Annotated in this window: 18 protein-coding genes; 9 read left to right on the forward strand and 9 right to left on the reverse strand. The window is 34.3% G+C overall.

Features of this window, described 5'->3' with window-relative positions; genetic code table 11:
• Positions 1–48: 48 nt before the first annotated feature.
• From VFM92_RS00655 to VFM92_RS00665, 3 genes are read left to right on the forward strand one after another with little or no spacing between them, the layout of a single operon-like run.
• Entirely contained in the window at positions 49–465 is a 417-nt protein-coding gene (locus VFM92_RS00655) for a response regulator (RefSeq protein ID WP_325120260.1), read from the forward strand.
• 32 nt (positions 466–497) lie between these two features.
• Positions 498–1397 carry a DUF3078 domain-containing protein gene (locus VFM92_RS00660; protein ID WP_325120261.1) on the forward strand — a complete coding sequence of 300 codons (900 nt, stop codon included), beginning with the start codon at positions 498–500 and terminating at the stop codon, positions 1395–1397.
• A 23-nt stretch (positions 1398–1420) separates the two neighbouring features.
• Complete coding sequence (locus VFM92_RS00665) at positions 1421–2338, forward strand: hypothetical protein (protein WP_325120262.1); 918 nt, start codon at positions 1421–1423, stop codon at positions 2336–2338.
• On the opposite strand, the gene VFM92_RS00670 is transcribed toward VFM92_RS00665, so the two are convergent.
• The 3 genes from VFM92_RS00670 to VFM92_RS00680 all read right to left on the reverse strand — a co-directional run bounded on the left by VFM92_RS00670 (position 2335) and on the right by VFM92_RS00680 (position 4536).
• Positions 2335–2745 carry a hypothetical protein gene (locus tag VFM92_RS00670; RefSeq protein ID WP_325120263.1) on the reverse strand — a complete coding sequence of 137 codons (411 nt, stop codon included), beginning with the start codon at positions 2743–2745 and terminating at the stop codon, positions 2335–2337. The two genes, VFM92_RS00665 and VFM92_RS00670, sit on opposite strands and share 4 nt — an antisense overlap.
• Positions 2746–2912: 167 nt before the next feature.
• Entirely contained in the window at positions 2913–4022 is a 1110-nt protein-coding gene (gene dnaX / locus VFM92_RS00675) for a DNA polymerase III subunit gamma/tau (protein ID WP_325120264.1), read from the reverse strand.
• Between the two features lie 97 nt (positions 4023–4119).
• The gene (locus VFM92_RS00680; RefSeq protein ID WP_325120265.1) at positions 4120–4536 is read right to left on the reverse strand and encodes a 6-carboxytetrahydropterin synthase; all 417 of its coding nucleotides are present in this window, start codon (positions 4534–4536) and stop codon (positions 4120–4122) included.
• Between the two features lie 91 nt (positions 4537–4627).
• Here VFM92_RS00680 and rfaD point away from each other — a divergent pair, with 91 nt between their 5' ends.
• From rfaD to VFM92_RS00695, 3 genes are all read left to right on the forward strand, one after another.
• On the forward strand, positions 4628–5581 hold the full coding sequence (rfaD, locus tag VFM92_RS00685) for an ADP-glyceromanno-heptose 6-epimerase (protein WP_325120266.1): 954 nt from the start codon (positions 4628–4630) through the stop codon (positions 5579–5581).
• A gap of 78 nt (positions 5582–5659) precedes the next feature.
• Positions 5660–6481, forward strand: a complete 822-nt coding sequence (locus VFM92_RS00690) for a mechanosensitive ion channel family protein (protein ID WP_325120267.1) — start codon at positions 5660–5662, stop codon at positions 6479–6481.
• A 135-nt stretch (positions 6482–6616) separates the two neighbouring features.
• The gene (locus tag VFM92_RS00695; RefSeq protein WP_414675554.1) at positions 6617–7768 is read left to right on the forward strand and encodes a BamA/TamA family outer membrane protein; all 1152 of its coding nucleotides are present in this window, start codon (positions 6617–6619) and stop codon (positions 7766–7768) included.
• Here the strand turns inward: VFM92_RS00695 and VFM92_RS00700 are convergent.
• From VFM92_RS00700 to VFM92_RS00720, 5 genes are all read right to left on the reverse strand, one after another.
• Complete coding sequence (locus VFM92_RS00700; RefSeq protein WP_325120268.1) at positions 7749–9344, reverse strand: MutS-related protein; 1596 nt, start codon at positions 9342–9344, stop codon at positions 7749–7751. The genes VFM92_RS00695 and VFM92_RS00700 overlap by 20 nt on opposite strands.
• A gap of 123 nt (positions 9345–9467) precedes the next feature.
• Positions 9468–11699: an NADP-dependent isocitrate dehydrogenase gene (locus VFM92_RS00705; protein ID WP_325120269.1), complete on the reverse strand. Its 2232-nt coding sequence runs from the start codon at positions 11697–11699 to the stop codon at positions 9468–9470.
• A gap of 338 nt (positions 11700–12037) precedes the next feature.
• Positions 12038–12856: a 3-methyl-2-oxobutanoate hydroxymethyltransferase gene (gene panB, locus VFM92_RS00710; protein WP_325120270.1), complete on the reverse strand. Its 819-nt coding sequence runs from the start codon at positions 12854–12856 to the stop codon at positions 12038–12040.
• 14 nt (positions 12857–12870) lie between these two features.
• Positions 12871–14364 carry a PAS domain-containing sensor histidine kinase gene (locus VFM92_RS00715; RefSeq protein WP_325120271.1) on the reverse strand — a complete coding sequence of 498 codons (1494 nt, stop codon included), beginning with the start codon at positions 14362–14364 and terminating at the stop codon, positions 12871–12873.
• 199 nt (positions 14365–14563) lie between these two features.
• Positions 14564–15406: a DMT family transporter gene (locus tag VFM92_RS00720; protein ID WP_325120272.1), complete on the reverse strand. Its 843-nt coding sequence runs from the start codon at positions 15404–15406 to the stop codon at positions 14564–14566.
• Between the two features lie 98 nt (positions 15407–15504).
• Between VFM92_RS00720 and VFM92_RS00725 the strand changes: the two genes are divergently transcribed.
• The gene (locus VFM92_RS00725) at positions 15505–15786 is read left to right on the forward strand and encodes a GNAT family N-acetyltransferase (protein ID WP_325120273.1); all 282 of its coding nucleotides are present in this window, start codon (positions 15505–15507) and stop codon (positions 15784–15786) included.
• Positions 15787–15836: 50 nt separating this feature from the next.
• Here the strand turns inward: VFM92_RS00725 and topA are convergent, their stop codons facing one another.
• Entirely contained in the window at positions 15837–18194 is a 2358-nt protein-coding gene (gene topA, locus VFM92_RS00730) for a type I DNA topoisomerase (protein ID WP_325120274.1), read from the reverse strand.
• 137 nt (positions 18195–18331) lie between these two features.
• Here topA and VFM92_RS00735 point away from each other — a divergent pair, with 137 nt between their 5' ends.
• Positions 18332–18829: a SixA phosphatase family protein gene (locus VFM92_RS00735; RefSeq protein WP_325120275.1), complete on the forward strand. Its 498-nt coding sequence runs from the start codon at positions 18332–18334 to the stop codon at positions 18827–18829.
• 6 nt (positions 18830–18835) lie between these two features.
• Positions 18836–19909 (forward strand): agmatinase family protein, encoded by a 1074-nt coding sequence (locus VFM92_RS00740; RefSeq protein ID WP_325120276.1) that lies wholly within the window; start codon positions 18836–18838, stop codon positions 19907–19909.
• The last annotated feature ends 11 nt before the right edge of the window (positions 19910–19920 follow it).

Genomic DNA, 19920 nt, shown 5'->3' on the forward strand with positions numbered 1-19920 from the left:
TAACTCTAAATAGAGAAAGTTAATCAAGAGATTACAAGGGTAAATTACATGGTAACAGCTACAAAAACTGTTGATTTAGTGATGCTTGTTGATGATAATGATACTGATAATTTCATTAGCAAGCGTATCATAGAAATAACTGAGTTCGCAAAACACGTTGAAATCAAAAATTCAGGCAAGAGCGCCTTGGAATATTTGGAAGAGCATAAGGAAGATCCTGATAAGCTTCCCAATATTATATTTTTGGACATTAACATGCCTATTGTTGATGGATTTGTATTTTTATACGAATTTGAAAAATTCACAGATACTGTTAAAGACAAATGCAAAGTCATCATTTTATCAAGTTCTGATAACAAAAGAGACATTGATAAAATCGTCAATAATGATCATGTGATCAAATTCATCACAAAACCTCTTACTGAAAATGCCTTGAACGAAATTCGTTCACTTGATTTATACTGAGAAATTTCGCTACCCATAAACAGTACTTTTTAATGATGAGGTTATCCGCAATAATACTCCTTTTTTTATTTACTTGTTTAGAAGCATTTGCTCAAAACGACAGTATTCCATCAGACACCACATATTGGGATAAAGAAACTGTCTTAAATTTAAACTTTTCTCAAGTTGACTTAACTAATTGGAATGGTGGGGGTCAAAGCTCTATTTCTGTTGGAGGCCTTACTAATTTCAATATCAGTTATATTAAAGGAAAAAATGCTTGGGACAATAGATTAGATATGGCCTATGGCTTATTAAGGCAAGGTGGTCCCGATAGTAGATTTTTCAAAACAGATGATAATATAATTCTAACTTCAAAATACAGCCGTCAACTAAAAAACAGGATTTATATTTCTGCTATGATAGACTTCAGAACTCAATTTGATGAAGGTCTGAATGATGAAATGGTAGTGATTTCTCGTTTCTTGGCTCCAGGATTTCTATTAGCCAATGTGGGCTTAACTTACAGATACAAAAAAATATTTAAAGTAACATTCTCTCCCTTATCATCCAAAACTACTATTGTCAATGATGATAGCTTATCTGCAGCTGGAGCTTATGGAGTCTTTCCTGATGATACTTACAGATTTCAAGGTGGTATAAACGTTTCGTCATCTTATCAAAAAGACATTTGGGAAAATGTTAATCTCACAACCAACCTTAACCTATTCGCTGATTATGAAAAACTTGGGAATGTTGATATCAATTGGGAAACAGCACTTAATTTTAAAATAAATAAATTTCTTTCCGCTAGTTATAGTACGCAATTCATCTATGATGATGATATTAAATCTAAGGAACTCATTATTAATGAAGTAACTGGAGAAACTAGAAATGTTGCGGGTATTCAATTCAAAAGTGTGATGAATATTGGACTTATAATAAAAATTTAACAGACTATTAAACCAAAACCTAATTGCTCAACCTTATCAAAACCAATTTTCAGGATTATTTAATTTTTCTAAAAAAACCCAATCCTCACCCACGGCACCATAAATTAAGTAGCAGCGAAAAATGGAAGTCATTATTGATTTTCATTCTAATAGACTTTTTGTTGGTTATTCCGGCTGTAGTCATCATTTATATCATACAAGAATTCAGTGGGCTAGATATTGATAACCACGCGATATCGGACTTTTCCAATAGTTACGGTATTGCTTTGATTATTATTTCTGGTGGTATTATTAGCCCTTTTATTGAAGAAATTATCTTTCGATTACCACTTAACTATAAAAGAAATTATCTATTCAAGTTAGTAGGTCTTGTAATTGGGAAAGAAACAGTTAGAAATTTCTGGTTCAGATATTACACCATTTTCTTTTATCTATTTGTAGTTGCTTTTGGTGCAGTCCATATTTCCAACTATAAAGATGAATCAATAGGAATTATTTTGTTATCTCCTCTTTTGGTTTTACCACAAATAATTGGGGGGACTGTAATAGCGTATTTAAGAATGAACTTAGGATTTTTCTGGGGCTTTTTACAACATGCACTTTTTAATTCTGCGTTAATGATATTCGCCTTTTATTTTAATGTAGAAGAAAAGGTGATGATTAATAATGATGATTATAAACTCAAAATAGAAGTTGCACAAAATCGATTCGGTAATGATAAAACTATCAAAATAAATAAGGAAATTGATTTAACAACCGAAATTAAGACACAATACGCAACCTTCAATCAAGTTGCTCGAGAGTTCAATTGGGAAATAATAGAACAGAAAGAAAACTATAAGCATTTCAATATTGATTTCGAAGTGAAAAACACTAACACTAATATCAATAGCGATTCAGTGCTTCAACATCATTTGAGAGGAATTATAGAAGAGGATTAGTAATCTGTATCCAAGCCAAATGTATCTCTAAGCTTTCCTAACAAAGGATTTTCTTTTAGCATAGCTTCAAATTTATCTTTTGCAGTATAAGGTCTGTCCGCTACCTTTTCTTTATTCACTTTATGCTCCAACTGAATTGATGAATTCTGAAATTTAGTTCTAATAGAATTTAAAAGATCTGATTTTATTCTCTCTAACCCATCTACCTCCACTGGATTCGTTAATTCCACCACAATCATTTCTCCATCAAGCTTAACAGAGTTTTTAAGGGAATTTTCCACGACTGGACCAACTTTATTTTTCTTTATGAACTCCAAAATTGCCAGCTTCAAATCTGCCTCATTAAAATCTTTTTTCTCCTCACTTAACGCATTTTCTAAAGAGTCTCTCTCAGACTCTACTTCCAACACTTCAGGTTTGGCTTCAGTCTTCGTTAGATGAAGTTTTTCACCAGGCTTAGGAATAGAGGGTGATGACTTTAAGGGTTTACTTTCTGTTGCTTTTGCAGCAATCTGATCGGCAAGTGACTTACTTTTTACTGCAGACTTTGGAGCATCGTTATTTTCGGACTGACTTAACTCACTTTTTTTTTTAAAACGGCATCTTGTTGCCTAGCCAAATCAATAGCATTATTAATTTTTGCTAACTTCATTAAAGCCAATTCAACCACTAAACGCTGGTTCTTACTGGCTTTGTATGCTTGATCAGTCTGATTTAAAATCTGAAGTCCAGAAAGAATAAATGAAGACGAAACTTCAGTAGCTTGTTTTTTATATTGCTCTTTTACCTGTTCCGAAACTTCTAAAAGCTGAAGCGTTGACGCATCTTTACAAACTAACAAATCCCTAAAATGAGCAGCTAAACCATTAATGAAATTATGACCATCAAAGCCTTTTTTCAAAATCTCATCGAACAGTAATAAAGCATTTGGTATTTTTTCTTGATTTAAAGCATCAGTCACTTTAAAATAATAATCATAATCTAATATATGAAGATTATCAATCGTAGCCTGATAAGTGATTTTATTATCAGGGGAGAAAGTAACAATCAAATCGAAAATGGAAAGTGCATCACGTAAAGCACCATCTGCTTTTTGAGCAATAAGATGCAATGCAGCTTCTTCCGCTTCAATCCCTTCTCTCACAGCAATATCTTTCAAATGATCGGATATATCAGAAACTTTAATTCTGTTGAAATCATAAATCTGACATCTTGAAAGGATAGTTGGAATAACTTTATGCTTTTCAGTAGTTGCTAAAATAAATATAGCGTAGGATGGTGGCTCCTCTAATGTTTTTAAGAAAGCATTAAAGGCCGCGTTAGAAAGCATGTGGACCTCATCTATAATATAGACTTTATACTTACCGTGCTGAGGCGGTACCCTTACCTTATCAATAAGATTACGTACATCATCAACTGAATTATTTGAAGCAGCATCCAGCTCATAAATATTTAGAGAGGATGAACCTTCCATATTATCTACCTCAAAATCGTTGATCAGTCTTGCCAAAATCCTAGCACAAGTGGTTTTACCAACTCCTCTGGGACCGCAAAATAAAAGCGATTGTGCTAAATGATCATTATCAATTGCGTTTTTTAAAGTAGTCGTGATATGGCTCTGCCCTACTACCTCATCAAAACCCTTTGGTCTATATTTCCTTGCTGATACAACAAAATTTTCCATTAGCGCAATTTATAAATACCGTTTTGATTTTGAGATATGATTTAAGGATAATTAAGTTTTTTTATAAAATTTTATTCAAAAATGTCATAACAGAATATTAGCCGTAATACTCCACAAAATTTCGTGGTGTTTCATAAAGTGTTAATTTGTGTAGACTGGAACCAGCCTGTAGTTTTTTCACTGAAGGCTCTAGAATTTTCCAAAATTCAGCAATTATCACTTCACAACTTGCCATTTTACCTTCTAGGAAGGGAACATCCATGTTAAGATTTTTATGATCCACCTTATCAATAATTTCTGATTTAATTAAAGTACTTAACTTTTTTAAATCCACTACAAATCCAGTATCAGGATCAGGATCGCCCTTTACAGTCACAATTAGTTCAAAATTATGACCATGCCAATTTTCATTGGCACAAGGACCAAAAACTTCCTCGTTTCTCTCTCTACTCCAGTTCGGATTAAAAAGTTTGTGCGCTGCGTTAAAATGTTCTTTACGATTAACGTAAACCATGTCAATCTTAATTTTTAGGCTGCAAATATACGTTTATTCATTTATAATAAATAGTTTTGCTTAAAGAGCTTATTACAAAAACATAAATCGCATGATAATAGTTACGGGAGCCGCTGGATTTATTGCATCTAATCTTATTAAAAAACTTAATTCAGATGGTTTTAACCACATTATTGCTGTAGACAAATTCGATAATGCTGAAAAAAATAAAAATCTGGAGGATTTAAAAATTCAAGAAAAAGTTGAACGAGAAGTGTTTTTTGAATGGCTCGACAAACAAAATGATAAAGAAATTGAATTTATATTTCATTTAGGTGCTAGAACAGATACTACCGAATTTGATACTGCTCTTTTAAATAAACTTAACACAGATTACACAAAAGAGGTCTGGAAAAGGTGCGTTTCAAAGCAGATTCCTCTGATTTATGCAAGTTCTGCTGCAACTTACGGTCTTGGCGAATTAGGTTATGATGATGATGAAAACAAAATACCTGAATTGAAACCACTGAATCCGTACGGAATATCAAAAAATGAATTTGACAAATGGGCACTTCAGCAAGAAAAAAAGCCTTTTTACTGGGCAGGATTAAAGTTTTTTAATGTTTACGGTGCACGAGAATATCATAAAGGCAGAATGGCAAGTGTGATTCTCCACGCTTATAAGCAGATTTCTGAAACAGGTAAAATGAAATTATTCCGATCTCACAATCCTGATTTTAATGACGGAGAGCAAATGAGAGACTTTGTTTTTGTGGATGATGTAGTAAATGTGATGATTTGGTTGATGCATCACCGAAAAAATTCAGGAATCTACAATCTGGGTAGCGGAAAAGCTCGTACTTTTTTAGATTTAGTAAAAGCTGTTTTCAAATCTATGGGTAAAAAAGAGGAAATCAGTTTTATAGATACACCAGAAGATATCCGTGACAAATATCAATATTTCACCGAAGCAAAAATGGAAAAATTAAAAACAATAGGATACCCTTATCAATTTACTGATTTGGAAAGTGGTGTAGATGCTTATATCAAGGAAATGAAACCATAAACGGATTAATCCGATAAAATAATGTATGTCAGTACATTTAACTCAAAAATAAACTAAAACTTACCAAACCATATTAAAATGTTTGAACAATTAGATCCAGAATTATTAGATAAAATTTATACTTATGCTATTGAAATAGGAATAGCATTAATCAAGGTGATTCTCATATTTATTGTTGGTAGAATTACTATTGGTTACCTCATGAAGGGAATCAATAAAGCCTTCAAAAAATCCGAATTAGATGTTTCTCTTGTGGCTTTTTTAGGCTCATTTTTTCGCTTTGTATTTTATATCGCTTTAGTATTAGTAATAGCACAGAGCATTGATATAAAAATTGCCGCAATTCTCGGAGTATTAGGTGCAGCAGGCTTAGCTATAGGCTTAGCCCTGCAGGGAAGTTTATCGAACTTTGCAGGTGGTATTTTAATTTTAGTTACGAAACCATTCCGCGTAGATGACATCATTGAAGCTAAGGGTTATTTTGGGGTAGTAGAGAAAATCGACATTCTTCATACCTATATAAGAACATTTGATAATCAGGTAATTGTGATGCCAAATGGGGCATTAGCTAACGCAGATGTCACTAATACCACCATCAAAGACACTCGAAGAGCAGAGCTTAAAGTTGGTGTAGCTTATGGCTCCGACATTGCTAAGGTCAGAGAAATCATTCTGGATACAGTATCAAAAGATGAAAGAATTCATACTGATCCGGCACCGGTAGTAAAATTTACCAACTTTGGAGAGAGCTCATTAGACTTAAGTGTTAGGGTTTGGACAGATACAGATAATTTGTGGCCAGTATATTGGGATAATATGGAAGCTATTAACAATGAATTTGTTAAGCAGAATATTGAAGTTCCATTTCCGCAAAGAGACATACATATGCGAACTAAATAATTATAGAAATTTATATTAAAGGAATAGCCTTCGAATTTTTTCGAGGGCTTTTTCATTTTTAAAAGAAAAAATAAAGTAATTTAACAACTAATAAATCAATCAACGTTCTTCTGAAAACAATATAAAATAACATTTGTGCGTAAAGTTTTTATTTCAAACCTGAAACCATTATTTCTGGTACTCTTTCTCCTGGGTAGTCACCTCTCCTACTCCCAAAACTTTGTTAAAAAATACTTCAATAATCTTATCAATGACACAAGTGATATTTCAAAGCCACAATTTCTAATTTACCCCACACTTGCCTATTCCCCTGAAACAAGCTGGGAAATAGGGCTAAGTTCTTTATTGGTTTATTATGCCAAACAAGATACTTCGAATCGATTAAGTGAAATCAATGGCTTTACATTTTTCACCTTAGAAAATCAATACGGACTCTGGTTTGACCATGCTATTTATTCCGATCAAGATAAATGGTTTTTCTTAGGGAGATTACGTTTTCAAAGTTTCCCATTATTTTATCATGGCATTGGAAACGATACTCCTGAAGATTATATAGCAAGAGTTGATGCTAACCAAATATTTATAAAGGAAAGAGTTTTAAGAAAAGTTAAGAAAGACGTTTTTATTGGATTAGAAATGGATTATCAGCGCTTAAGCTCAGTAAATTTTGTCCCTGCTGAAGGTGCGAATGGAATTCAAGAATTACCTCTGGGAAGTCAAGGTTCTACCAATTTAGGTTTTGGGGTTGGTTTGGTGCACGATAATAGACATAATGTTTTAAATGTTAGAAAAGGGCTTTTCTCAGAACTAGCTTTACTTCATTACAATCCTTCCTGGGGAAGTACCTTTGAATTTACTACTATCATAACTGACACAAGAATTTACCGACCCATTGGTGAAAAAAATGTATTTGCCGCCCAACTTTTAGGGCAATTTAATTCTGGTGATGTTCCTTTCAATCAGCTAGCACTTATGGGTGGAGAAAGTATTATGAGAGGCTATTATTATGGTAGATATAGAGACAGAAATCAAGTAGCAGCACAAATTGAATACAGATTTTTACCAATTCCATTTAGCTTTACTGACAGAATAGGGGCTGCTGTTTTTGCTGGAGCAGGAAAAGTATTTCCCGAGTTAAATAATTTTGATTTATCAAATATTGTAGTTTCTGGTGGAGCCGGAATTCGATTCTTATTATTTCCTAAAAAAGATATTTACACCAGATTTGATGTTGCTTTCACTCAAGAAGGACCAGGTTTTTATCTATTTATTGGAGAGGCTTTTTAAGATCTAATTGCTCTGCTAGTTTATGTGCCTCCTCAATAATAATTTTAGGATACTGATTTATATCTAATATTCTAATCGCATTTCGGGTTCTAAGTTTTCCTTCTTTTAACTTGTAATCAAAATCCACTTCCTCATCATTTATCATTTCACTAAAATGATATAATGTGTATTCTTCTTTTAGTAAATCTGCAAGTTCAATATCATGAGTGGATACAAAAACCAAATTATTATGGTTTACTAAATAGGACAATACCGCCTTCCCAGCTGATATTCTTTCAACAGTATTAGTACCTTTAAATATTTCATCCAAAAGAAATAAATGATAATAAGCACTTTCTGAACACCTAATCATTTCTTTTATGGTGGATACTTCCTCAAAATAATAGCTTTTCTCATTCAGAAGATCATCACTAATTCTGATAGCAGACATTAATCTGATTTTTGGCAATTGAAAAGCATTTGCAAAGCTTGTGTTTAGAGCCATAGCAGTTAGCACATTCACCGCAATGGTTCTAATGAAAGTCGTTTTACCAGACATATTTGAGCCTGTGAGTAAAATGGATCTACCTGAAGTATCAATATCATTTAATACACAATTTTCAATTAAGGGATGGTAAATCCCTTTGGCTTTGATCCCGTCTTTTGGGCTTGAGAAATTTGGTAAACAATAATTTTCAAGACCATTTCTTAAGGAACTAATAGAATATAGCATATCAATTCTACTTACAAAAATGAATAAATTACTGATGTGATGCTGATTATTCTTAATTTGGTTCAATGCCTTAAAAAACATGATGGGCTCTAAAACCAGCAGAATTTTAATAATTTCCACCAGCCCCCATGATAAGTTCGATACATCACTCTGAAGTTTGCTTTCCATTTGGAATAAATAGAAGTGTTTCTTCATTTTCTCTATTGCAGCAATCGATTTTCTTACTTTTTCACTTGCCAAAGTATCCGATTCTAAAATATTTTTAGCTATGAATTGTAATTTTATGAGCTCTGGTAATGAAGAAATGTAATGATCTAAGTTGTTTTTATTTCTGTAGTGAATGCTCATATTGAGGATTACAAGTGCAGGAACTACATAAACCATTACAGTACTAAATAATAGACTAATTATAGAAAGTAGTGAGATAACAGAAAGAAGAGGAAGCCACTTAAACCACTTAGGAGCTTCAATTGGTTTATCCTGAAATAATTTTGCAATATAAAAGCTTTCTGTCTGGTCGAGTTTTGATAAGTGCTTTTCTAAAAATAACCTAAACTGATGATCCTTGGGAATCTTCTTAATCAAATTTTCTTCCTCTTGACTTATTATATCATCCTCATCATGTGTTCTTAATTGATTATAAAGATATTGCTGACCAATTTTAGAATTGGTTCGATCTAAAAACATAAATAATTCTTCGAAATCTAAATCATTACAGACTTTGTCAGATAGTGAATGAGATGATTCCAGCTTAGGTAATTTAGAATAAAACTCTGTTATCCAATCGAATAGAAATGGCTCACTCTTTGGTTCTCCAAATTGAAGTTTTGCTTTCTTTTCTCGTTTAATCTTAAAAATATTCAATTGAAGAGTAATTTTAAAGTATGCCCCAACTATGGATGTCTAAATTAACTGAATTTTTAATTTAAAACTAAAAAACCACCAGTCTTCCGACTGGTGGTTTTCCTGATATGATGAATTTTGACCTTAGCTTTTAATGGATTCTAAAATCTCATTTAAGGTCTTGCTTGGTCTCATTTGTTTATTTAGAACGCTTTCATCAGGCATGTAATAGCCACCCATATCAACGGCCTTTCCTTGTGCAGCTATTAATTCTTCATTAATTAGTGCTTCTTTAACGCTCATGCTTTCAGCAACCTGACTAAAAATCTTTTTCAAATCGGAATTTTCAGTCTGACTTGCAAGAGCTTCTGCCCAATACATTGCTAAATAAAAATGACTACCTCTATTATCGATTTCATTTACTTTTCTGGAAGGAGATTTATTTTCATCCAAAAATTTAGAAGTTGCATTATCCAAAGCAGCTCCTAATATTTTGGCTTTTTCATTTCCAAAAGTTTTACCCAAATGTTCTAATGACACTGCCAAAGCTAAAAACTCACCTAAAGAATCCCATCGAAGATGACCTTCTTCCATAAATTGTTGTACATGCTTCGGAGCAGAACCACCTGCACCTGTCTCAAATAAACCTCCACCGTTCATCAGTGGCACAATAGACAACATTTTAGCACTAGTTCCAACCTCTAAAATGGGGAAAAGATCGGTTAAATAATCTCTTAAAACATTTCCTGTAACAGAAATAGTATCTTTTCCTTCTACGATTCTTTCCAATGAAAAACGAGTAGCCTCCACAGGATTCATAATTCTGATATCTAAACCATTTGTATCGTGGTCCTTCAAGTATGCATTGACTTTTTTAATCAATTCAGAATCGTGCGAGCGATTGCTATCCAACCAGAATACAGCAGGATCTCCAGTGTCTTTTGCTCTATTAACCCCTAATTTTACCCAGTCTTTGATTGGTGCGTCTTTCACTTGGCACATTCTCCAGATGTCACCTTCAGCAACTTCATGACTTAATAAAACATTCCCTTCCACATCTGTAACTTCCACAGTTCCTGCTTGAGAGATTTCAAAAGTTTTATCGTGTGAACCGTATTCTTCAGCTTTTTGTGCCATCAATCCCACATTGGAAACGCTTCCCATCGTAGCTGGATCTAAAGCACCATTCTGCTTACAGAAATCTATTGTTTCTTGATAAACACCAGCATAACTTCTATCTGGAATAATAGCTTTTGTATCCTGCAGTTTATTATTTTTATTCCACATTTGCCCGGAAGTTCTAATCATTGCTGGCATTGAAGCATCGATAATTACATCACTAGGCACGTGCAAATTAGTAATTCCTTTATCTGAATTTACCATCGCTAAATCTGGACTGTTTTGATAGCAAGCTTCAATATCTGATTCTATCTCTGATCTTTTATCTTCAGGTAATTCTTCAATCTGAGAAAGTAAAGAAGCAAATCCATTATTCACATCTACTCCAATTTTGTCGAAAGTTGCTTGATGCTTATCAAATACCGGCTGGAAGAAAGCTTTAACCGCATGACCAAAGATGATTGGATCAGATATTTTCATCATGGTGGCTTTCATATGAATCGAGAATAATACACCTGCTTTTTTTGCTTCTTCCTTTTGTTCTTTCAGAAAAGCGCGCAAAACAGCAGCACTCATCACGGCAGCATCAATAATTTCACCTTCTTGAAGCTTTAAACCACTTTTCAAACTTTTAACCTCTCCAGATTTAGTTTTTAAGTCAATCTTCACTTCAGTTGCAGATGGTAAAGTGATTGACTTTTCACTTCCATAAAAATCTCCTTCACTCATACTGGCTACGTGAGTTTTAGAATCTTTGCTCCAAGCGCCCATGCTGTGTGGATGCTTTTGAGCAAATTCTTTGACTGCTTTTGGTGCTCGTCTATCGGAATTTCCTTCTCTTAATACTGGATTTACGGCACTTCCTTTTACATTATCATACTTCGCTTGTACTTTCTTTTCTGCATCATTCTTAGGCTCATCAGGATAATCAGGCAAATCATAACCCAGTGATTGCAATTCCTTAATTGCAGCTTTTAGCTGAGGAACTGAGGCACTTATATTGGGTAATTTTACAATATTAGCTTCAGGAGATTTTGCAATTTCACCTAATTCCGCTAAATCATCATTGATTTGTTGTTCTGGTTTTAACCTTTCAGGAAACTGGGAAATTATCCTCCCGGCTAATGAAATATCTCTAGTTTCAACCACTATTCCAGCTGAATCAGTAAAGGCTTTAACAATAGGTAGAAAAGAATAGGTAGCTAAAGCTGGAGCTTCATCTGTTTTGGTATATAAAATCTTTGCAGTTTTAGACATGGTTAGTGTATTTGATTTAAAATTTAATAAACATCAATTGGTAACGGTCATTCAGAATCCTTGTTCCGAATTATAAAATGTGAATTTAAATAAAAGTAAGAGCAGATAAAATTATTTTTTGTTGCATTATACCGCTTCGGTTAAACAATATTTTAAACAGCCTGTTTTCAAGCAAAAAATCATGGAATTTGTAATAGCCGGAGGTACCGTTTTAATCGCAATAGGTGTAGTTTATTTTTCTTTGAAAAGGGTTTTTAGAGACCAATAAAAACATTCAATACAGCTATTTAATAAATTATTGACCGGAAAGAAGAGTAATGTATTACACTCTTCACTTTCTAATACATCTCATCTTCATTAGGGAAATCAACATTCTTGACATCTCCAACGTATTTTCCAATAGCTTCTGTAATGATAGTATCCAATTTAGCATAATGGCGCAAAAATCTAGGCTTAAATTCTGTAGTAATACCTAATAAGTCATGTAATACCAAAACTTGACCATCAACATAAGGGCCTGCTCCAATTCCAATGATCGGGATATTCACCTCTTTCGCAACTCTCTTCGCTAATTGAGCGGGGATTTTTTCTAGAACAATACTAAAACAACCGCATTCCTCTAAGATTTTAGCATCTTCAATTAACTTCTCTGCTTCTGCCTCTTCCTTCGCTCTAACAGTATATGTACCAAATTTATAAATAGATTGAGGTGTTAAACCTAAATGTCCCATAACAGGTATTCCAGCACTCAAAATTCTTTTTACAGATTCTTGAATTTCAGCTCCACCTTCCATTTTTACAGCATGTCCTCCAGATTCCTTCATAATCCTAATGGATGACCTAAGCGCCTCTGAAGAATTCCCTTGATAAGAACCAAAAGGAATATCTACCACCACCAAAGCTCTTTCTACAGCTCTTACTACCGCTGCAGCATGATAAATCATTTGGTCAAGGGTAATGGGTAAGGTTGTTTCATGTCCAGCCATCACATTTGAAGCAGAATCACCTACTAAAATAACATCAACTCCTGCAGCATCCACTAGTTTTGCCATAGAAAAATCATAGGCCGTCAGCATCGAGATTTTCTCTCCTCGATTCTTCATTTCCTGCAGTTGATGCGTAGTGATTTTTTTTATAGACTTTTTATGAACAGACATGAATTGGTTTATTTTTAATTTTCAATTTTATATTGATTAGGAACATGTATTAAAAATTTTGTCCCCTCTCCTTCTTCTGATTGAACATCAATTTTTGCGTTCAACTTTTTGATTACATTTTTTACGATATACATTCCTAATCCACTTCCTTCACTGTTTTCAGAAGCACGATAAAACATTTCAAATATTTTCTCCAGTTTATCTTTTGGAATACCCTCTCCGTTATCTTCAATCAAAATGATTGCTTCTTTCTCGTTGGTTTGAATATCGATGTTAATATACGAAAATTCAACCTCTAAATTCTTCCTGTATTTGATAGAATTTGAAATTAGGTTATTGAGAATAATACGAATTTTAGTTAAATCAGAATAAAAAGGATACCATTGAATAATTTTAGTTCTGATTTCTAGATTTTTGGTGGTGTATACATGATGAAAGTTTGTGATACTATTGTTTACCTCCACCATGAAATTAACTGGAACTGCCTCTGTTTCCACCATCCTATCATCTCTTGACATGGCCAATAAATCGACAACGAATTTGTCCAATCTATTGATACTTCCTGTCACCATATCAATTATTTTTCTGAATTCACCAGGTCTATTTTCAGTCTTAAGAATTTCGATTAGTCCCATTAAAGAACGTAACGGTGAACGAATATCGTGCGAAGCGTGGTAAACAAAATTATCTAACTCAAAATTAAGTCGCTGTAGCTCACTTAAATTTTCTTTGAACTCACTGATATCTCTGAAAATGATATCGTAATATGCTGTATCATTTGCTTCCACCTCTAATGCAGAAAGTGAAACCCAAGTTTCAGACTCATCCCATCTTTCAAAGATAACTTCAAATTCCTCCAGTGTATCTTTCTCATCCAACAACTCCATAAATTTATTAAAATCGGCTCCTTCTTTGAATGAATCGGTCATTTTCATATGACGCGTCAGCCTGGGCATAGCTAAGATATTCAATCCTTTTTGATTGATTTCGATTACATTCAGATCTTCTTTTCTTACTCGCATTATGCCAATAAGAGAGTTTTGGAAAAATTTCTTATACTTTTCTTCGCTTGATTTTATTTTCTCTTCACTTCTTCTTTTATCTGTAATATCTCGGTGAGAACCTGAAACCCTTATAGGCTGACCGTTTTCATCCAATGTGAGCTTAGCGGTAGATCTAACCCATATATAATGTCCTTCTTTATGTTTGAGTCTAAACTGAATATTATATTCTTCACGTTCTCCTCGGATAAATTCATTCAACGCATTCACTGCAATTTCTTTATCTTCAGGATGCATTAGTTCTTCCCACAATTGGAAATGTTCTTGAATTTCATCCTCTCTATATCCCAGCATGGTTATCCAGGGTGGAGAAATAAAGACTTCTTCAGTTAACAGGTTTCTATCCCATAACCCCTCATTTGCCCCTGCAGCGGCATATTGGTATTGAGCCAGTTTTTTCTTTACCGCCTCTAACTCACTTTTTATTTGAAGATTTTCCTTTTCCAAAGAGTTGAATTCTTATCTTATGCTAATTTAAGTTTGGAAGCTTGATGCATAATTATTTCTAAAGATATAACAATCTTACATGAAGCGCATTACTTTCCAACCTATAAATTGAGAAAAAGCTTTTGAACCACCAATGAAATTCCAATCAATTCGATGATCCAGCTATTTTGTTCGAGAAAACAGATATAAAATAAATGATTTAAGCTTTCTCAACTGTATTTTTAAACCATACATTCAAAATTACACCTGCCATAATCAAAGCAATACCTGAAAAAACTATCCAATTATAAGTCTCATCAAAAAACACATAACCATATCCTAAAGCATAGACAATTGTTAAATATTTTAAGCTAGCAACTTTAGATAAATCTTCTGACTGATAGGACATGGTCATAAAATACTGTGCAAATTGAGTTAACACTCCGATAGCCAGTAATATAAGCCATTCTACACCTGATGGCATTACCCAATTAAATGCTGAATATAAACCTGTAAGCGGTGCTGTTACCAAAGGAAAATAAAAAACGATAACTAACGGATGCTCAGTTTTATTGATTTTCCTGATAATATTATAAGCTATTCCTGCAAAAATAGATGAACTTATACCGATTATAAACATCTCTATAGAAATCCGCGGATCGAAACCTTGAATGATTATTAAACCCACAAAAGCCATGATATAAAAAATCCATTGTTTGGGATGGACTTTTTCCTTCACGATAAAAACCCCTAAAATGGAAGTAAAAATTGGTGAAAGGAATTGTATAGTTACGGCACTACCCAAAGGAATATTTTGCAGGGTATAGAAATACATGGTTAAAGCCACTGCACCCACAGCGCCTCTGGCAATCAATAACTTTTTATGGTTTCCTAAAACTGGTACTCCTATTGATTTGAGATATACAAAGCTCATCACAAAAGAAATAACCGAACGAAAAAAGACTAGTTCCACTGCAGGAATATTAGGCAATAATTTGACAAAGACATTCATCGTTGCAAATAAAAAACCTGCAATTATCATGTATAATATTCCCTTATTCATTCTCTTTGGTAAATTTGAAATGCAAAACTAAGGCTAAATTTAGAACTGACTTGGTTTTAGCTTCATAATCGTTAGTTTGCAATATAAATGAAATGAATATGAATATAGAAATCACGGAAAATGCACAAATCGGAAAGCTCTATATCGGAGAAGAAAAAAATCCTAAAGCAGCGATGGAATTCACTATAGAAAGTGGAAATATTCGAAATGTAAAACATACGGAGGTTTCCGAGGAATTGAAAGGACAAAGTGTGGGCAGGAAATTATTAGACAATTTGGCTGAAAAAGCTCGAAAAGAAAACTTTAAAATTAAAGCGGATTGCTCATACGTGCAGCATGTTTTTGAGAAATATGATGATTATGATGACGTGAAAGCCTAAAATAGAATTCAAAAAAAAGCCCTCTCATAAATAGAGAAGGCTATGTACTTTTATTTCTTCTTGGTAACTTTCTTCTTAGGAGCAGCTTTTTTGCCACCTTTTTTATCAGGTGTTTTTTCAGCTAGATCAACACATTCCTGATAGGTTAAGTCAGTTGGTTCTTTATCTTTGGGGATTTTAACATTCTTTTTCCCAAACTTGATATAAGGGCCCCATCTTCCGTTTAATACTTGAACATCAGGATCTTCATCAAAGCTTTTGATGAACTTCTCTCTATCTGCTTTTCGCTTCTCTTCAATGAGTTCTATAGCACGTTCAGAAGTAATATATAATGGGTCCTCTCCTTTCGGAATACTCACAAATTTGCCATCATGACGAATATATGGACCGAACCGCCCTATAGCCGCTACTACTTTCTGATCTTCATATTCCCCCAAATCCCTTGGTAACTTGAACAATTCCATTGCATCGTCAAGTGTGATACTTTCAATAAATTGCCCTTTCCGCAAACTAGCAAATTGTGGTTTTTCTGCCTCTTCATCTTCAGTATCAGGAGTTTCACCTAATTGCACAAGAGGACCAAATTTCCCTAATCGAACGATTACTTTTTTACCTGTTTTCGGATCTATTCCTAACTCACGACCTGTATTAATATCTTTTCTTTCAATATTTTCTGCTTCGTCAACTTTCTCGTGAAATTCACCATAGAATTTCTTAATCATGTTGTTCCAGATTTTTTCACCTTTCGCTATTTCGTCAAATTCTTGTTCTACTTTGGCCGTAAAATTATAATCAGTAACATTTGGAAAATGCTCTACTAAGAAATCATTTACCACCATAGCCAAATTACTAGGGTATAATTTATTTTTCTCTGCCCCTGTAATTTCAGTTTTTTCTGAACGGTTAATTTTGCCGTTTTCAAGCACCATCTCTACATATTTCCGATCTCTTCCATCTCGGAATTCCTTATTCACATAGCCTCTTTTCTGAATGGTTGAAATTGTCGGAGCATAAGTAGAAGGACGACCAATTCCTAATTCTTCCAATTTCTTCACCAATGTCGCTTCATTGTAACGAGCAGGCGGACGAGTAAATCCTTCTCTGGATTGCATCTTTTTCAAATCCAGACTTTGCCCTACTTGCAATGGAGGCAACATTGCTTTAGAAACGTTACTTTCACCATCCTCATCATCGTCAGTTGATTCGATATAGACTTTCAGAAATCCTTCAAATTTCACCACCTCACCACTTGCAGTTAAGGTCTCATCCGTATTTGAGATATCAATGCTTACGTTGGTTTTTTCAATTTGCGCATCTGACATTTGAGAGGCAATCGCTCTTTTCCAGATTAAATCATAAAGTCTTTGCTCATTGTAATCACCGCTTGCCTCTTTTGCAGCAAAATTTGTAGGTCGAATGGCTTCGTGAGCTTCTTGAGCACCAGCCGATTTGGTTTTAAAAGTTCTGGTATGCGCGTAATCAGCACCATACTCAGATTTAATTTCTTTTGCTGCTCCTTCTTTTGCTTCATCAGATAAATTTAATGAATCAGTTCTCATATAAGAGATTTTACCTGATTCATAAAGCCGCTGGGCTAACGTCATCGTTTGTGAAACCGAGAACCCTAATTTCCGAGACGCTTCCTGTTGCAAAGTAGAAGTAGTAAAGGGAGGAGCTGGTGTTTTCTTGGCTGGCTTTTTCTCTAATTTCCCAATTGAAAACTCAGCATCTAGGCATTTCTCCAAAAATGCCATGGCTTCTTTCTCCGTTTTAAACCTGCCTGGAAGTTCCGCTTTTAATTCCTTTCCCTCTACATTGAAGAAAGCTTGTATTTTATAAAAAGATTCCGCTTTGAATTTTTCAATCTCTCTTTCTCTTTCCACCACTATTCTTACTGCCACAGATTGAACTCTTCCAGCCGAAAGCCCCGTTTTAATTTTTTTCCATAATATAGGAGAAAGCTCAAACCCCACTAATCTATCTAAAATTCGTCTGGCTTGTTGTGCATTTACTAAATCTATATCAATTCCTTTAGGAGAATTAATCGCATTTTGAATGGCTGATTTCGTGATTTCTCTAAAAACAATCCTTTTGGTTCTGGCATCATCTAGACTTAAAGCTTCTTTCAAATGCCATGAAATAGCCTCTCCCTCTCGGTCATCATCAGTCGCGAGGTAAATCATTTCAGCTAACTTGGCTTCTTTGATTAGTGCCTTAATGACTTCCTTCTTATCTTTTGTGATTTCATAGGTTGGTTTAAACCCGTTTTCTATGTCGATGGCATTATTTCCTTTTGGCAAATCACGAACGTGACCGTAACTGGAAAGCACTTTGTAATCTTTCCCAAGGTAACCCTCAATAGTTTTGGCTTTGGCTGGTGACTCCACTATCACTAAATTTTTCGACATATCTATTGGCTTATTTTAAATTCAAATTCAAATATCATTAATTTTTTTTAGAAAAAAAGAATTTAGGTTTTTACTCGTTTATTGAGATAGTTTAATGAATAATCCTAATTTTACCTATATAACAGCTCATCATTCAAATGGTTAAAGACCTTTACATAATTCGCCATGGCGAAGCCGAAGAACCAAGTACAAGCTTAAAAGATGTGGAACGCCAATTAACCGCTAAGGGTTTACAGGATGCATCAAAAGTAGGGATGTATCTGAAACAAAAGGGGTTTCACCCTGACATCATGTTACACAGCATTGCAGAAAGAACCACGCAGACTATGCTTAGAATTAATGAGCAATTGGGCGTGAAAGAGGATCATATAGAACCATCGGAAGATATTTATGAGGCTTCTGCACGTATTATGTTACGTGTAATTTCAGAAATACCAGCAGAAATGCGTTCCGCTATCATTATTTGTCACAATCCTTCCATAACCTATCTTTCTGAATACATTACAGGTGCTGAAGTAGGTTATGTGGAACCAGCTGGCATGGTACATATTCAAATCCCTTATTCCTCTTGGTCGGAGGTATCGGAAAAAAATTGTGATTTTATAGAATATATTAGACCAGAAGATATTCAATAATTATTTATGACGAAGAAACAGGAAATAATAAACGCCTTTGACCCCAACGGATTAGGCAATGTAGATAATATTTTTGCATTACCGTTCGATGAAAAAACTGCAGATTTAATTTTAATTCCCGTTCCATGGGAAGTGACGGTATCTTATGAAGCTGGTACTGCACAAGGTCCACAACATATATTAGAAGCCTCCACACAAGTGGATTTATATCAGAAAGATATTATAGATGCCTGGAAAATGGGGATTAAAATGCTTCCTATCAATCAGGATTTATTAACCAAGAGCAATAAGCACAGAATAATGGCGGAGGAATATATTGGCTTATTGGAATCGGGAGAAGAAAAAACTGAAAAAGGAAAAAGTCTTTTGAAGGAAGTCAATTCGGTTTGTGCCGAAATGGTGGAATGGGTAAAAACCGAATCTTTAAAGCAATTGGATAAACATAAGCTTTTGGGATTAGTAGGTGGTGACCATAGTACTCCTTTAGGTGCAGTTCAAGCCATAGCCACTAAACATGAATCTTTTGGTGTCCTTCAAATAGATGCTCATATGGATTTCAGAAAAGCTTATGAGAACTTCGAATATTCTCATGCTTCCATCTCCTATAATATGTTGCAGACTGTCCCGCAAATCGAAAAAATGGTTCAGGTAGGTATTAGAGATTTTTGTGAAGAGGAAATCAAATTTGCTGAAAAGCAAGGGGAAAGAGTGAGCATTTTCTATGATGATGACATAAAGGTTGGGATGTTTGAAGGCGAGTCTTGGACCATTATCTGCGATAGAATCATAAAAGAATTACCGAATGAAGTGTATATCACCTTTGACATAGATGGCTTGAGACCAGAACTATGCCCCAATACCGGTACGCCAGTACCAGGTGGCATTAGCTATTCCGAAATCATTTACTTATTGACTAAGTTAGTTAAAAGTGGTAAGAAAATTATTGGTTTTGATTTAAATGAAGTGGCCCCAGGCGAAAATACCGATTGGAATGGAAATGTAGGCGCTAGAATTCTATACCGTTTATGCAATTTAATGGGCGTTTCACAAGGGAAACTGGAATGGGATGAGAGTTTTTAAACAACTCTAAA

The sequence above is a fragment of the Marivirga sp. genome (assembly GCF_035704835.1).
Taxonomy (GTDB): domain Bacteria; phylum Bacteroidota; class Bacteroidia; order Cytophagales; family Cyclobacteriaceae; genus Marivirga.